Below are 15,353 nucleotides of genomic sequence, written 5' to 3'. Positions count from 1 at the left end.
GCTAGCGCGGCCCCGCCGGCGCGTTGCAGACGGCGCGGAAGCCGGCGGCGGCGAAGCGCACCATGTAGTCGCAGGCGCTGTCCAGATCGCCCGAGCGGCACAGGCCGCCGGACAGGCGGTCGAGGCGACCGGTCTCGCCCAGCGTCAGGGTCAGCGCCCCCGACAGGTTGTGATAGGCCCAATAGAGGTCGACCTCGCGCGCCTCGGGCAGGACCTGTTTGATCAGCTCGATCAGGCGGCGGATGGCCGGATCGAAATAGCGGGCCATGGTCTCGCCGCCGAAGGCCGGGTTGGCGTTAGTCTGGGCGACCAGGGCCGCGTAGTGCTTCCAGCCCGGCCCGCCCTTCATCGACCACTGGAACGGCGGCCGCAGGAAGGCGTCGAACAGGCCTTCCAGGGTCATGCCGTCGGGTCCGGCCTCGCGGGCGTAGCGGTCGATCGCGGCGACACGGTCGTTGTTCCAGACCTCGGCGCGCCGCAGGAAGACGGAGTCGAACAGGCCCCGCTTGGCCCCGAAATAGTAGTGCACCAGGGCCGTATCGACCCCTGCCTCGCGCGCAACCTCGCGGATGGTGACGCCGTAGAAGCCGTGCTGGGAGAACAGGGCCTCGGCGGCGTTGAGGATCGACTCGCGGGTGTCTGCGCCGCCGCCCGCCGCCTTGGTCTTTGGCGGCCGGCCCCGCCGCGCGGGCGCAGGGGGGGCGGCGGGGACGGGCGGGTCTGCGTCGGTCATGGCGGCAAGCTAGGCCCGGCGCAGGCGACATGGCAACGGCGCCACAGTGAAGCTTGGCCCGGCCGCTGGATGACGCTGCGGAAGCGCAGCCGTTTGACAGGCCCCGGAAAACGGTTACGGTTCCGGAAAATCATTGAACGCTGAATAAAAGCGTCTCGCCTTTCGGAACATCAGGAAATGGGGCTGCCAATGAAGAAACTCGCCAAGACCGCCTTGCTCGCCGGGGCCGCCTGGAGCGCGCTCGGCACGATCGCCTTCGCCCAGGACGCCGCGCCGACGCAGGATCCGAGCGCCGTTGACGACATCATCGTCACCGCCCGCCGCCGCGACGAATCCCTCAAGGACGTGCCGATCGCCGTCTCGGTGCTGGGCCAGGAGCGCCTGGACGAAACCGGCGCGACCGACATCACCGTCATTCAGCAGCAGACCCCGAACGCGACCGTGCAGGTCGCCCGCGGGTCGAACTCGACCCTGATCTCCTTCATCCGCGGCGTCGGCCAGCAGGACCCGCTGTGGGGCTTCGAGCCGGGCGTCGGCCTCTATGTCGACGACGTCTACATCGCGCGTCCGCAGGGCGCCGTGCTCGACGTCTACGACGTGTCGCGCATCGAAGTGCTGCGCGGCCCGCAGGGCTCGCTGTACGGTCGCAACACCGTCGGCGGCGCGGTCAAATACGTGACCAACGGCCTGTCGGACGAGCCGGAGCTGACCGTGCGGGGCTCGTACGGCAGCTATAACCAGATCGATCTGTTGGCCGCGGGCAGCATGCCGCTGTCGGACACCTTCCGCGTCGGCGCCGCGATCGCCAGCTATGACCGCGACGGCTACGGCACCAACCTGAACACCGGCGCCGAGCACTACGACAAGGACGTGCTGGCCGGCCGCGCCAGCGCCGAGTGGGAGCCGATCGACAGCCTGTCGATCCGCCTGGCCTACGACCGCGTCGAGGACAAGTCGAACCCCCGCCATGGTCACCGCGAAGTGGCCGGCGCGACCCCGGGTTCGGGCATTCCGGGCAGCGTCTATGACACCAACGCCGGCATCGGCGACGACAACTCGGTGATGAGCCAGGGCCTGGCGGCGACCGTCCAGCTGGACATGAACGACAACTGGACCTTCAAGTCGATCACCGCCTGGCGCGAGGGCGAGACCGATACGGTCATCGACTTCGACAACACGCCGGCGCCGACCCTGGACATCCCGGCCTTCTACGCCGACGACCAGCTGACCCAGGAATTCCAGTTCCTGTTCGACTATGACGGCGCCCAGGGCCTGTTCGGCATCTTCTACCTTGAAGGTCACGCCGAAGGCGCCTTCGACACCATCGTCGGCAACCCGTTCTTCCCGGTGGCCAGCCAGTTCGTCATCGGCACCGCCGGCTATGTGGACACCACCAGCTTCGCCGTCTTCGGCGACGTCAACTTCGACCTGACCGATCGCCTGCACCTGTCGCTGGGCGGCCGCTACACAGTCGACGAGAAGACCGGCCACGTGTTCCGCGCCAACTACGCCACGGCGACCCGCAGCCCGCTGACCGGCGGCACGTCCCGCGCCCCGACCCTGCAGCGCACCAACTACACGAACACCCGGGAATTCTCGGAGTTCACCCCGCGCATCGCCGTCAACTATGACCTGACCGACGACCTCACGACCTATGCGTCGTTCTCGCGCGGCTTCAAGTCGGGCGGCTTCGACATGCGCGGCGACGCCATCCTGACGCCGGACACGGTCAACGGCTATGACCCGGAAACCGTCGACAGCTACGAGATCGGCCTGAAGGGCGCGCTCGACCGCCTGTCGTTCAGCTCGGCCGTGTTCTGGAACAAGTACCAGGACCAGCAGGTCACCACCCAGGTTCCGGCCGTGGGCGGCATCGCCAGCTTCGTCGACAACGTCGGCTCGTCCACCTTCTTCGGCGCCGAGTTCGAAGGCCGTCTGCGCATCCTGGACAACCTCGACGCCAACTTCTCGGTCGGCTACCTCGAATCCGAGTTCGAGGAGTTCCTGCGCTACAACCTGACCCTGGGCGTCTATGAGGACATCTCGAACCAGGTCGTCCTGCAGAACGCGCCGAAGTGGACCGGCTACCTGGGCGTCACCTACCGCGCCGACATGGCCGGCGGCCAACTGGCCGTGACTCCGTCGGTCAGCTACCGCGACGACTACAGCCAGTTCGAGTTCCCGAACCCGGTGCTCGACCAGCAGGCCTACAGCCTGGTCGACCTGTCGATCGTCTGGACCGACTCGAGCGATCGCTGGCTGGTCGGCCTCTACGGCAAGAACCTGACGGACGAAGAGTACCGCATCGGCGCCTACAACTTCGCCGGGGCCACCTTCGACAACTCCCTGATCGGCTACTACGGCCCGCCGCAGACCGTTACGGCGACCGTCCAGTACCGCTTCTGATTACTCCTGAAGCCTGATCTTCACTGATCAAGGGCGGCGGTTCACCTGAGCCGCCGCCCTTTTCTTTCGCGCCTTTCCCATTGCGTCCGGCCACGGCCCCGCTACCGTCGCCCCAAGCAAGAAACGTCGTCGTCGAGGAACCGCCATGACCGCCACGGACGCCGCTGCGCCCGCCAAGACCGGCTACCGCTACTACGTGCTGGCGGTCCTGATCCTGGTCTACATGCTGAACTTCCTGGACCGGCAGATCATCGGCATCCTGGCGGCGCCGCTGAAAGAGCATTTCGGCATGTCGGACAGCGAGTTCGGCCTGCTGGGCGGCATCGCCTTCGCCTCGGTCTATTCGACCCTCGCCATCCCCCTGGCCTGGCTGGCCGACCGCTTCAGCCGCGTGTGGATCATGACCGGCGCCCTGGCGGTGTGGTCGGGCTTCACCGCCCTGTGCGGCATGGCCGGCTCGTTCGGCCAGCTGTTCCTGTGCCGCATGGGCGTGGGCGTGGGCGAGGCCGGCGGGGTGGCTCCGGCCTATTCGCTGATCGCCGACTATTTCCCGCCGCAGCAGCGGGCCCGCGCCCTCGCCGCCTTCGCCTTCGGCATTCCGCTGGGCACCGCCGCCGGCACCCTGGTCGGAGGCCTTCTGGCGGCGAAATACGGCTGGCAGACCGCCTTCATCGCTGTCGGCCTGATCGGTCTGCTGGTTGCGCCTGTGCTGCGCCTGACCGTGCGCGATCCGAAGCGGGGCGGCACGGACGCCGTGAAGACCGAGGCTCAGCTCGCCGCCATCGCCGCCGCGCCTGAGGCCGGCGCGGGCGGGGCCGGCAAGGTCGCCGCCCTGATCATGCTCGGCGTCAGCGTCGGCGCCCTGGGGCTGGCCGGCCTGATCCATTTCGCCGGGCTGCAGCTCGGCAATCCGCTGATCTTCGCCTTCGGGGGGCTGCTCGCCGGCGTCATCGGCGTGTCGCTGATGATCGCGCGCCGCACCGCCTCGGTGGTCATTCCCAAGAAGAGCTTCTGGCTGCTGGCGCTGGGCGCAGCCTCGTCGTCGGTGTGCGGCTACGGCGTCGCCGGCTGGCTGCCGCTGTTCTTCATGCGCAGCTTCGACCTGACCCTGGTTCAGACCAGCTGGTACTATTCCGGCATCGCCCTGATCGGCGGCCTGGCCGGCATCTGGGGCGGCGGCGTGGTCGCCGACAAGCTGTCGAAACGCGGCAAGGGCGCCTATCCGCTGACCCCCGCCATCGCCTTCCTGATCTCGGCGCCCTGCTTCATCCTGGCCATGAACTCGCCGTGGCTGATCGGCCTGATCTTCCCGGGCGGCGGCACCCAAGCGCAGCAGCTGACGGTGGCCTTCCTGATCTTCCTCATCCCGACCGGCCTGAACCTGACCTGGCTGGGACCGATCACGGCGGCGGTGCAGCACCTGGTGCCGGCCCCGATGCGTTCGACCGCTTCGGCGCTGTTCCTGCTGATCAACAACCTGCTCGGGATCGCCGTCGGCTTCTTCTATTTCGGCTGGATGAGCGATCTGCTGAAGCCGCAGTTCGGCGACGAAAGCCTGCGCTGGTCCATCTACACCGGCATGGGGTTCTACATCCTGGCCGCCATCCTGCTGATCGGCGCCTCGCGCACGCTCAAGCGCGACTGGGTCGACTGAGGCCCGGCGTCACCTCATCGTGAGAGCGGCTGCGAAGCCGGCCTGTCTCCGGTATGCTCCCGGCAAGAGGGCGCTCGGCGGTGGAGACAGGTCATGGCGCTGTTCGCAGCCCGTGCCGGAGCGGTTTGGATCGCACTGACCCTGGCGTCGGCGGGGGCGGACCCGGCCGCCGCCCAGACCCGGCCGCCGCCTGCCGTCGTTCCCGATGTGGGGCCGGATGCGGGCCCCGATCCGGGCCCCGATCCGGGCTCCGAGGGCGACCCGGCGCCGAACATTCCTGAACTGCGTCGGACAGAGCAGAGACCTGGAATTCGCCGTCAGGATCGCGCTGAAGCCGCTTCGCGCGCGCCTGCGCCCATCCGTCGCGCCGACGATACGGTGGTGGTGTGCAGCATCCTGCTTCAGGGCGAGGCGGCGGAAGTCACCGACGGCGCCGCCCTGGATCCCGGAACCGCCCGTATTTCCGGGGATGGCGAGGCCGTCGAGGTGGTCTGGTCAGGGGTACGCATCGAGGGCCGGGAGGGGCAGACGAGGGCCAGCTGCCGGGCCGAGGGCCAGCAGGTCGTCTCGGTGGTTCTGGCCGGCGAAGAGCTGCTCGACGGCCCGCAGCCTTATTGACGGCCTTTTTCGAGTCAGACTGATGGTCGACCAGCGGGCGCCGAGACGCCCGGTCCTCCCCCGTCACTGAGAGAGTTCGTATTGATGATCGCTACGCTGTTGTTCGCCGCCGCCGTGAATGTCGCCGCTCCGTCGTCGGCCATCGATGACTTCAAGTCGCTGTGCGTCGCCACCAAGGGCGATGTCGCCGCCGTCACCGCCGCCGCGGCCGCCCAAGGCGCCTGGTCGGCGCCGGCCCAGGACGGTGCGACCACCAGCTGGACCTACACCGGCGAAGGCGCGGACCGCGTGCTCGTGACCGCCCAGCAGGACGCCCCGGACGGCAAGCGCCAGGCGTGCATGATCACCAGCGCGGCCCAGCCGGAGCTGGCCTCGTCGATCAGCGGCGCCCTCGGCGGCGTCTCGATGCCGGTCGACGCCGCGTCGGGCCTGTACGCCTACGCCCCGGACGAAGCGGCCTACCGCGCCGGCGATGTGACCTTCGTCAGCGTCACCTCGGAAGCCGAGACCACCAGCCTGACCGCCATCCGCCCGATCAAGTAACGGGCGACACGCTTCGCGCCCGGGCTCGGGCGGTGCGTTCGAGCTCCCTCCGGCCTGGCTGGAGGGAGCTTTTTCATGCCTGTGGCGTCGGCGCGACATTCCGCCCAAACCCGTCATCCGCGCTTGTGACGTCGGTCTCGCGTGTTAGGAGTGGGCGTGGCCGCGTAGTTCCGGCCGGGGGAGACGTCTCATGTTCAGGATCGCCGCGGCCGCCGCCGCTCTCGTGCTGTGCGCCTCGGGCGCCGCTCAGGCCCAGACGGCGAGTCCGCTGGTCAATCATTTCGTGCGCATGTGCGGCGCCGCCAACGGCGATGCGACCAAGGCCCTGGCCGAAGCCGATCGCGCCGAATGGATCGCCATCCCGGCCTCCGCCTTCGCCGATACGGAAATGCCCTTCACCAATCTGAACGTGCGCATGGGCAGCGCCGACGACTCCCTGATCATGCTGATGGTCGGCGATCTCGAGGAAGTCGTCGACGGCATGACGATGCACATGAAGGCCTGCGGCGTCGTCGCCGTGCCGGTCGAGGACGGCGTCGACCTCTCCCGGGGCGTGCAGTCGGAACTGCAGTCGTGGCTTGGCATGAAGCCGCACCCGATGGTCCGTCGCGACGACATGATCGGCTACGCCTTCACGCTCGATGAGAACGGTTCGCGCCGTTCGCTGGAGGGACGCAGCGAAGCCGCCATGACCCAGGCGGCGATGACCGGCCGACTGAACATGATCATGGTCGGCGTTGAGGAAGGCTCGACCCTGCTGTTCTACGCAGTGCCGTCGCTCTAGGCCCTAGCTGATGCGCAAAATCGCCACGGCCGCCGCGCTCGCCCTGGCGGCCGTCGGCTCGGCCGGCGCCGCCGGGGCCCAGTCGTTCGACGACTTCGTGACCGTCTGCGGGTCGAACGACCTGGACCCCGCCGTGGTGCGCGCCGCCGCCGACGGTCTGGGCTGGGCGGCCCTGCCGGAGTCCGCGCTTCAGGCCTTCTCCAACGATGCGGACGGCGAAGCTCCGTTCACGCCGCTGTTCGTCATGGCCTCGTCCGGCGACGGGGTCGGCCTGCTGATCTTCGCCCGGACCGAGATGCCCCTCGGCGAGGGGGCCGCCGACGCGGACCTGTGCATGTTCCTGACCGAGGAGGTTTCCGACGCGGAGGCCAGGACGCGGCTCGAGGGGCTCGGCCTGGGGTCTCTGATCCAGGACGACGAAGAGGAAGGCGCCTACATGGTCTACTCGCGCGGTCCCGACGGCGTCCGCGACGAGAAGGCCCTGGCGGGCGCCTCGGACGAGGAAATGACCGCGATCCTGCGTGACCGGCCGCTGTTCATGATGGGGTTTGATCCGGGCGATCAGCTGGGCCTGGTCAAGGTGCGCTTCCGCGGCGACAGCCCGGCGGACGGCGGGAACTGACCCCGCGGCCGGGCGGCGGATGACGAGGGCGGTTGCGCCTGCGAAGGGGTGGGTCCTATAAGGCGCCGCAACTCCTCCCAGCTTCGGCGGCTTTTCCAATGAACATTCACGAGTATCAGGCCAAGCAGGTCCTGAAGGGTTTCGGCGCGCCGGTCGCCGCCGGCGTGGCCATCACCAGCGCCGATGAGGCCGAGGCCGCGGCGAAGTCGCTGCCCGGTCCGCTCTATGTCGTGAAGTCGCAGATCCACGCCGGCGGGCGCGGCAAGGGCAAGTTCAAGGAACTGCCGGCCGACGCCAAGGGCGGCGTCCGCCTGGCCTTCTCGATCGAGGACGTGGTCAAGCACGCCAAGGAAATGCTCGGCTCGACCCTGGTGACCGCCCAGACGGGCGAGGCCGGCAAGCAGGTCAATCGCCTGTACATCGAGGACGGCGCCGACATCGCCCGTGAGCTGTACTGCTCGCTGCTGGTCGACCGCGGCACCGGCCGCGTCTCCTTCGTCGTCTCGACCGAAGGCGGCATGGACATCGAGGCGGTCGCCCACGACACGCCCGAGAAGATCGTCACCATCGACATCGACCCGGCCGCCGGCGTGACCGAGGCCAACGTGGCCGAGATCAACACCGCCCTGAAGCTGGACGGCTCGGCCGCCCAGGACGGCGAGACCCTGTTCCCGACCCTGTATCGCGCCTTCGTCGAGAAGGACATGTCGATGCTGGAGATCAACCCGCTGATCGTCATGGAGAACGGCCGCCTGAGGGTCCTGGACGCCAAGGTCAGCTTCGACGGCAACGCCCTGTTCCGCCACCCGGACATGCTGGCCCTGCGCGACGAGACCGAGGAAGATCCGAAGGAGATCGAGGCCTCCAAGTACGACCTGGCCTACGTCGCTCTCGACGGCGACATCGGCTGCATGGTCAACGGCGCCGGCCTGGCCATGGCGACGATGGACATCATCAAGCTGTACGGCAAGGAGCCGGCCAACTTCCTCGACGTCGGCGGCGGCGCCTCCAAGGAGAAGGTCACCGCGGCCTTCAAGATCATCACCTCGGACCCGAACGTCCGCGGCATCTTGGTCAACATCTTCGGCGGCATCATGCGCTGCGACGTCATCGCCGAGGGCGTGGTCGCCGCGGTGAAGGAAGTCGGGCTGAAGGTGCCGCTGGTGGTCCGCCTGGAAGGCACCAATGTCGACCTCGGCAAGAAGATCCTGAACGAGTCCGGCCTGGCCATCACCGCCGCCGACGACCTCGACGACGCCGCCCAGAAGATCGTCGCGGCGGTCGGGTGATGAGCGCATCGGCGGCGCTCCTCGCAGCCGTCATGTTGCAGACGCAGGGCGGCGCGGCGCAAGCGGCTGAAGCCTTCGCGCAAGCCTGCCTTGCGACCGGCGGCGTCCGGGCCGCCGTGGCCGACGTCGCTGTCGGGCACGGCTGGGCGCTGTCCGATCTGGGCGGCAGCGTTCCGGGCGCAGACTGGGCCGACGGCTATGCCATGGCTTCGGGGTTCGCCGCTTTGTACCAGACGCCCGCGAAGACCCTATCCGGTCCGGTCGGCGCGACGATCTCCGGGCCGGCCCTGACACATTGCCAGGTCACGACGAACGCGCCGTTGGATCAGTGGCGGGACGCCGCGGGCGTGCTGGATGCTTCCGAAAAGCTCATGGTCTTCCCCGAAGAACTCCAACCGCGCGACGGGGCGGGCCGCAACGGCCTGCTGCGAGCCTATGCCATGCAGCCGGGCGGCCCAGGCTCGGGCTCCGTGACCATCAGTCACGACGTGGCTCGCGGCCTCCTGACGATCAAGATGATGCGGCCCGTCGCGACGGCGCCCCAGGACCCCTAGGGTCGGCGGGTTGCGGGTGGTCTATGCAACCATTGCGTAAACTCGCGTCCGCCAATAGCGTGTGGTGAGAAGCGGCCATCGCCGCGACGGGGGCGGCAATGGTTCACTATCTCATCGTCTCGGCCATGGCTTTATCGCTGGGCGTGGGGATGGCCGATGGAGCGTCGTCGACGCCCGAGGTCGATCTGCTCGCGAGCGCCTGCCTGGACTCCGGAGGCGACGCCGACCGGCTGGCGGCCATCGCCGCGACCCAGGGGTGGGTTCGACTGTCGGCGGAAGAGACCGACGCCCTGCGCGGCGGAACCGTCCCGCCTCGATCGCAGGCCGGGTACCGGACCGATCGAGGCCTCGTTCATTTCGAGGATTATCAGGTTACGGCGATGTGCTCGGTGCACGCGCGCGCCGACATCCAGGCGACCCAGGCGGCCCTTGAAAACTGGGTCGTCGGCGGCCGGCGGGTCGGCGCGGCAGCTTACGTGGACGAAAGCCTGTCCAACGTGCGGGTCAAGAACTGGCGCAATCAGTTCTGGCCGGTTTCGCGCGGCGGGGTCGCCGCCCTCAACTTCGCAAACGACCCCCGGGGTTCGGACATCATTATCGAACTGTCGTTCCCGAAAGACCGCTGATGCCGGTCGCTTCTCGCCTCGGCCTGGGCGCGGTCGCGTCAATCTTGCTCGTGCTCATCAGCGGACCCGTCGACGCTCAGACGACTGCGTCGCCCGCGCCGACCGACCTCATCGCCGCGCTGGAGCAGTTCTGCATCGCCTCCAATGGGGATGCGGCCAAGGTGGCGGCCCTGGCCGACGCGGCGGGGTTTTCGCCCGTGCCCCAGTCCATGGCGCCGCGTATCCGCAACGTGACGGGCGCTGTGACCTTCATGCGCACCAACGATACCGACATGACGATCCTGATGGCTGGCCGGATGAACCGCCGCATGGACCGCGAAGAGGTAACGCTCGACCTCTGCGGTGTCAGCGTTCAGCCGACGGATCATCGGGCCCTCGACCAGCGTCTGCGACAAACAATGGGATTCTCGCCGATGCGCGGGGGCGGGTTTGAGGCCTACGCCTGGGTGCAGACGCCGACCGGGAGGTCGGTGCCGGAGAACCTGTCGGACGCTACATTTCTGGCCATGGCCCGCACTGGACAGATGCGGATGGTCTCCCTCGATCGTGAGGGCCGCGGGTCCACGCTCCTGTACGTACTGCCCCGCGTCGACTGACCGCCCGCGCTTGCGGCGTCAGGCAGCACGGATTATGTGGAGCACGTAATCCGTGGCCCCTCGATGACCCGAAACCTCACCCTCGCGATCGACGACGCCTTGCTCGACAAGGTCCGGGTGCTTGCCGCCATGAAGCGGACCAGCGTCAACGAGATGGTGCGCGTCTTCCTGACCCGTTTGGTGGAGCAGGAACAGTCCAAGGACGAAGCCCGCGAAGCGCTGTTGAAGCTCATCGATGAGTCCGACGGCCGCATGGGCGAGGGCTGGCGGCCCCCTGCGCGGGAAGAGACCTACAGCGGGGAGCCTCGGTTTGATCGCGAATACTGAGGTCTTCCTCGACACCAATATCCTGCTCTACGCCGCCCTTGGCCGCGATCACGCCGGCCACCGGTGGGCGCGGGCGCGAGAGATCGTGCTGACCGAGGACTACTGCACTTCGAGCCAGGTGCTGGCCGAGTTCTACAGCAGCGCCACTCGCACGGGGGCGTCGCCGCTTTCGCCCGACAAGGCCCGGGAATGGGTCCGTGTCCTCGCCATGAAGCCCTGCCAGCCGATCACGCCCGAGGTGGTGGTGGCAGGCATCGACTACGCCCGCCAGCACCAAATTTCCTATTGGGACGGCGCCATCATCGCCGCCGCCGAGCGGCTGGGCGCGCGCGTCGTCTATTCCGAAGACCTGAACCACGGGCAGACCTACGGGTCGGTCCGCGTTGAAAACCCTTTCCTCCCCGCCTGAACGAACAAGCGAGTTCCCCATGTCCATCCTCGTCAACAAAGACACCAAGGTCATCGTCCAGGGCCTGACCGGCAAGACCGGGACGTTCCACACCGAGCAGGCGCTGCGCTACTACGGCACCAAGATGGTCGGCGGCGTGCACCCCAAGAAGGGCGGCGAGCTGTGGCACGGGTCGGAAGAAGAGACCCTGCCGATCTTCGCCTCGGTGGCTGAAGCCAAGGAGCGCACCGGCGCCGACGCCTCGGTGATCTATGTGCCGCCGGCGGGCGCCGCCGACGCCATCATCGAGGCCATCGACGCCGAGATCCCCTTCATCACCTGCATCACCGAGGGCATTCCGGTGCTCGACATGGTGCGCGTGAAGGCCCGTCTCGAGAAGTCCAAGTCGCGCCTGCTGGGCCCGAACTGCCCCGGCATCCTGACCCCGGAAGAGTGCAAGATCGGCATCATGCCGGGCTCGATCTTCAAGAAGGGCAACGTCGGCATCGTCTCGCGCTCGGGCACCCTGACCTATGAGGCGGTTTTCCAGACCACCAACGAGGGCCTGGGCCAGACCACGGCCGTCGGCATCGGCGGCGACCCGGTCAAGGGCACCGAGTTCATCGACGTGCTGGAGCTGTTCCTGGCCGACCCGGAGACGACCTCGATCATCATGATCGGCGAGATCGGCGGCGCGGCTGAGGAAGAGGCCGCCCAGTTCCTGATCGACGAGGCCAAGAAGGGCCGCAAGAAGCCGATGGCCGGCTTCATCGCGGGCCGCACGGCTCCGAAGGGCCGCACCATGGGTCACGCCGGCGCCGTGGTCTCGGGCGGCAAGGGCGACGCGGAATCCAAGATCGCCGCCATGGAGGCCGCGGGCATCCGCGTCTCGCCGTCGCCGGCCCGCCTGGGCACGACTCTGGTGGAAGTGCTGAAAGGCTGATCGGCCCAAAGGCCGAAGGTTCGAGGCTCCCGGACAGCTGCTGTGCAGCTTCCGGGAGTTTTCTTTTGTGGACGCGGTTTTTGTCTCAAGGCTGAGACAAAAACGGATCGAATTTCGCGAAAATCCGCCGAATTTCGACCTTAGCGCCGCTATTCGGTCATGACCCGTGAGGAAACAGCGCCTATATGAACGCGCGCCGGCCCGTGCAGACGTGCGCGCGCCGCCTCAGGGACGTGACTAACGATGGCTGACGACGCCGGACGGCTGAACCAGGTCTTTGCCGAGACCAGCTTCCTGTATGGCTCCAATGCCGCCTTTATCGAGGACCTTCACGAGAAGTGGGCCTCCGATCCGAGCTCGGTTTCAACCGAGTGGCGCGCCTTCTTCGACCAGCTGCGCGACAACGCCGAGGCCGTGAAGGCCTCGGGCGCCGCCGCCGCCTGGGGCCGTCCGACGACGACCGAGCCGACCGAAGCGTCCGCCGTGTTCGACGGCCGCTGGCCCGCGCCGAAGCCGGACCCCAAGAAGCCCGGCGCCCCCGCAGCCGCCGCCCCGGTCAAGGCCGCGCCCGCCGCGACCGCCTCGTCCGAGGAAATCCGCGCCGCCGCCCACGACTCGATCCGCGCCCTGATGCTGATCCGCAGCTATCGCGTGCGCGGTCACCTGCAGGCGACGCTGGATCCGCTGGGCATCGAGCAGCCGACCAACAACCCCGAGCTGACCCCCGAGTTCTACGGATTCTCGGAAGCCGACCTCGACCGTCCGATCTTCCTCGACGGCGTGCTGGGCCTCCAGACCGGCAGCATCCGCGAGGTGCTGGCCATCCTGAAGCGCACCTACTGCGGCCACATCGGCATCCAGTTCATGCACATCGCCGAGCCGGAGGAGAAGTCCTGGCTCCAGCAGCGCTTCGAGGGCGCCGACAAGTTCGAGCAGAACGCCTTCTCCAAGGAAGGCAAGCTGGCGATCCTGAACAAACTGATCGAGGCCGAGGGCTTCGAGCGCTTCCTGCACAAGCGCTTCCCCGGCACCAAGCGCTTCGGCCTGGATGGCGGCGAGGCCATGGTCCCGGCGCTGGAGCAGGTGATCAAGCGGGGCGGCGCGCTCGGCGTCGACGAGATCGTGCTGGGCATGGCCCACCGCGGCCGCCTGAACGTGCTGGCGGCGGTGATGGGCAAGCCCTACCGCGCCATCTTCCACGAGTTCCAGGGCGGCTCGACCGTCCCCTCGGACATCGAGGGTTCGGGCGATGTGAAGTATCACATGGGCGCGTCCTCGGACCGCGCCTTCGACGGCAACACCGTCCACCTGTCGCTGACCGCCAACCCGTCGCACCTCGAGATCGTCAACCCGGTGGTGCTGGGCAAGGCGCGCGCCAAGCAGGCCTTCGACATCCGCGAGGCCAACGCCGGCGTGCCGGAAGAGCAGTGGGCGCTGGACCGCACCAAGGTCGCTCCGCTGCTGATCCACGGCGACGCCGCCTTCGCCGGCCAGGGCGTGGTGGCCGAGTGCTTCGCCCTGATGGGACTGAAGGGCTACCGCACCGGCGGCACCCTGCATTTCGTCATCAACAACCAGATCGGCTTCACCACCTCGCCGCGGAACAGCCGTTCGTCGCCCTATCCGTCGGACGTGGCCCTGATGGTTCAGGCGCCGATCTTCCACGTGAACGGGGACGATCCGGAAGCGGTCGTCTTCGCCTCGAAAGTGGCGACCGAATACCGCCAGAAATTCCATAAGGACGCGGTGGTGGACATGTTCTGCTACCGCCGCTTCGGCCACAACGAGGGCGACGATCCGACCTTCACCCAGCCGCTGATGTACTCGAAGATCCGCGCCCAGAAGTCGACGCGCGAGATCTACACCGAGCGCCTGGTCAAGGAAGGCGTCATCAGCCAGGCCGAGGTCGACGCCGAAGTCGCCCGCTTCGAGGCCTTCCTTGACGCCGAGTTCGACGCCGGCAAGGCCTTCGAGGCCAAGAAGGCCGACTGGTTGGACGGCCAGTGGACCGGCATCGGCCTGGCCGAAGGTGAAGAGCGCCGCGGCAACACCGCCGTGCCTCTGGCCCGCCTGACCGACATCGGCCACCGCCTGACGACCATTCCAAACGCCGTCGACGTCCACAAGACGCTGAAGCGCGTCTACGAGGGCCGTCGCGAGATGATCACGACCGGCCAGAACCTGGACTGGGCCACTGCCGAGAGCCTGGCCTTCGGCTCGCTGCTGGAAGAGGGCTTCCCGGTCCGCCTGTCGGGCCAGGACTCGGTGCGCGGCACCTTCTCGCAACGCCATTCGGGCATCGTCGATCAGACCACCGAGAAGCGCTACGTCCCGCTCAACAACCTGTCGGACAAACAGGCCCAGTTCGAGGTCATCGACTCGGCCCTGTCGGAAGAGGCGGTGCTGGGCTTCGAGTACGGCTACTCCCTGGCCGATCCGAACAGCCTGGTGATGTGGGAAGGCCAGTTCGGCGACTTCGTGAACGGCGCCCAGGTGGTCATCGACCAATTCATCACCTCGGGCGAGCGCAAATGGCTGCGCATGAGCGGCCTGACCATGCTGCTGCCGCACGGCTACGAGGGGCAGGGTCCCGAGCACTCCTCGGCCCGACTGGAGCGCTTCCTGCAGGCCTGCGCCGAGGACAACATCCAGGTCGCCAACTGCACCACGCCGGCGAACTATTTCCACATCCTGCGTCGGCAGATGCAGCGGCCGTTCCGCAAGCCGCTGATCATCATGACGCCGAAGTCGCTGCTGCGTCACAAGAAGGCGGTCTCGTCGCTGGCCGATCTGGCGGAAGGCTCGTCCTTCCACCGCGTGCTGCACGACGACGCCCAGACCCGGCCCGACGTCGCCGGCGTCAAGCTGCGCGCAGACAAGGATATCCGCCGCGTCGTGCTGTGTTCGGGCAAGGTCTATTACGACCTGCTGGACCGCCGTGAGAAGAACGTGGCCGAGGGCAAGGGCGGCGAGGACGTCTACCTGATGCGCCTCGAGCAGTTCTATCCGTGGCCGATGAAGTCGCTGATGACCGAGCTCGCCCGCTTCCCCAACGCCGAACTGGTCTGGTGTCAGGAAGAGCCGAAGAACATGGGCGGCTGGACCTTCGTCGATCCGTGGATCGAGCTGACGCTCGAGAAGCTGAGCGTGAAATCCAAGCGCGCCCGCTACGTCGGCCGCCCGGCCTCGGCCTCGACCGCCGCCGGCCTGATGAGCCGACACCTGAAGGAACTCGACGCCTTCCTGACCGACGCCTTCGCCTGAACCGCA

General features: G+C 67.8%; 15 protein-coding genes. 14 read left to right on the top strand and 1 reads right to left on the bottom strand.

Features of this window, described 5'->3' with window-relative positions; all coding sequences use genetic code 11:
- Nucleotide 1: 1 nt before the first annotated feature.
- A complete protein-coding gene (locus ASC65_RS11610; protein ID WP_056453229.1) occupies nucleotides 2–733 on the bottom strand; it encodes a TetR/AcrR family transcriptional regulator in 732 nt (243 codons plus the stop codon).
- Between the two features lie 189 nt (nucleotides 734–922).
- Here ASC65_RS11610 and ASC65_RS11605 point away from each other — a divergent pair, with 189 nt between their 5' ends.
- The 14 genes from ASC65_RS11605 (at nucleotide 923) to ASC65_RS11540 (ending at nucleotide 15,347) form a co-directional block, all read left to right on the top strand.
- A complete protein-coding gene (locus ASC65_RS11605; protein ID WP_056453226.1) occupies nucleotides 923–3,139 on the top strand; it encodes a TonB-dependent receptor in 2,217 nt (738 codons plus the stop codon).
- Nucleotides 3,140–3,284: 145 nt separating this feature from the next.
- Nucleotides 3,285–4,793 (top strand): spinster family MFS transporter, encoded by a 1,509-nt coding sequence (locus tag ASC65_RS11600; protein ID WP_056453223.1) that lies wholly within the window; start codon nucleotides 3,285–3,287, stop codon nucleotides 4,791–4,793.
- A gap of 93 nt (nucleotides 4,794–4,886) precedes the next feature.
- Nucleotides 4,887–5,411 (top strand): hypothetical protein, encoded by a 525-nt coding sequence (locus ASC65_RS11595; protein ID WP_056453214.1) that lies wholly within the window; start codon nucleotides 4,887–4,889, stop codon nucleotides 5,409–5,411.
- 84 nt (nucleotides 5,412–5,495) lie between these two features.
- Nucleotides 5,496–5,954, top strand: a complete 459-nt coding sequence (locus ASC65_RS11590; protein ID WP_056453211.1) for a hypothetical protein — start codon at nucleotides 5,496–5,498, stop codon at nucleotides 5,952–5,954.
- A 190-nt stretch (nucleotides 5,955–6,144) separates the two neighbouring features.
- Nucleotides 6,145–6,738 (top strand): hypothetical protein, encoded by a 594-nt coding sequence (locus ASC65_RS11585; RefSeq protein ID WP_056453206.1) that lies wholly within the window; start codon nucleotides 6,145–6,147, stop codon nucleotides 6,736–6,738.
- A gap of 10 nt (nucleotides 6,739–6,748) precedes the next feature.
- Complete coding sequence (locus ASC65_RS11580; protein WP_056453204.1) at nucleotides 6,749–7,360, top strand: hypothetical protein; 612 nt, start codon at nucleotides 6,749–6,751, stop codon at nucleotides 7,358–7,360.
- A 98-nt stretch (nucleotides 7,361–7,458) separates the two neighbouring features.
- Nucleotides 7,459–8,649 (top strand): ADP-forming succinate--CoA ligase subunit beta, encoded by a 1,191-nt coding sequence (gene sucC / locus ASC65_RS11575; RefSeq protein ID WP_056453201.1) that lies wholly within the window; start codon nucleotides 7,459–7,461, stop codon nucleotides 8,647–8,649.
- Nucleotides 8,649–9,203, top strand: a complete 555-nt coding sequence (locus tag ASC65_RS11570) for a hypothetical protein (protein ID WP_056453200.1) — start codon at nucleotides 8,649–8,651, stop codon at nucleotides 9,201–9,203. The genes sucC and ASC65_RS11570 overlap by 1 nt, the downstream gene beginning before the upstream one ends.
- Nucleotides 9,204–9,301: 98 nt before the next feature.
- Nucleotides 9,302–9,829 carry a hypothetical protein gene (locus tag ASC65_RS11565; RefSeq protein ID WP_056453199.1) on the top strand — a complete coding sequence of 176 codons (528 nt, stop codon included), beginning with the start codon at nucleotides 9,302–9,304 and terminating at the stop codon, nucleotides 9,827–9,829.
- Nucleotides 9,829–10,425 (top strand): hypothetical protein, encoded by a 597-nt coding sequence (locus tag ASC65_RS11560; protein WP_056453197.1) that lies wholly within the window; start codon nucleotides 9,829–9,831, stop codon nucleotides 10,423–10,425. Before ASC65_RS11565 ends, ASC65_RS11560 begins: the two co-directional genes overlap by 1 nt.
- A gap of 63 nt (nucleotides 10,426–10,488) precedes the next feature.
- The gene (locus tag ASC65_RS11555; RefSeq protein ID WP_056453193.1) at nucleotides 10,489–10,752 is read left to right on the top strand and encodes a ribbon-helix-helix protein, CopG family; all 264 of its coding nucleotides are present in this window, start codon (nucleotides 10,489–10,491) and stop codon (nucleotides 10,750–10,752) included.
- Nucleotides 10,736–11,161, top strand: coding sequence for a PIN domain-containing protein (locus ASC65_RS11550; protein WP_056453190.1), 426 nt, complete (start codon nucleotides 10,736–10,738; stop codon nucleotides 11,159–11,161). The genes ASC65_RS11555 and ASC65_RS11550 overlap by 17 nt, the downstream gene beginning before the upstream one ends.
- 19 nt (nucleotides 11,162–11,180) lie before the next feature.
- Nucleotides 11,181–12,083: a succinate--CoA ligase subunit alpha gene (gene sucD / locus ASC65_RS11545; protein WP_056453188.1), complete on the top strand. Its 903-nt coding sequence runs from the start codon at nucleotides 11,181–11,183 to the stop codon at nucleotides 12,081–12,083.
- A gap of 243 nt (nucleotides 12,084–12,326) precedes the next feature.
- A complete protein-coding gene (locus tag ASC65_RS11540; protein ID WP_056453186.1) occupies nucleotides 12,327–15,347 on the top strand; it encodes a 2-oxoglutarate dehydrogenase E1 component in 3,021 nt (1,006 codons plus the stop codon).
- The last annotated feature ends 6 nt before the right edge of the window (nucleotides 15,348–15,353 follow it).

Origin of the sequence: Brevundimonas sp. Root1279 (assembly GCF_001425945.1) — a bacterium.
Classification (GTDB): Bacteria; Pseudomonadota; Alphaproteobacteria; order Caulobacterales; family Caulobacteraceae; genus Brevundimonas.
Note: the sequence above shows the minus strand (reverse complement) of the source record. Positions and strands in the feature narration are given on the sequence as shown.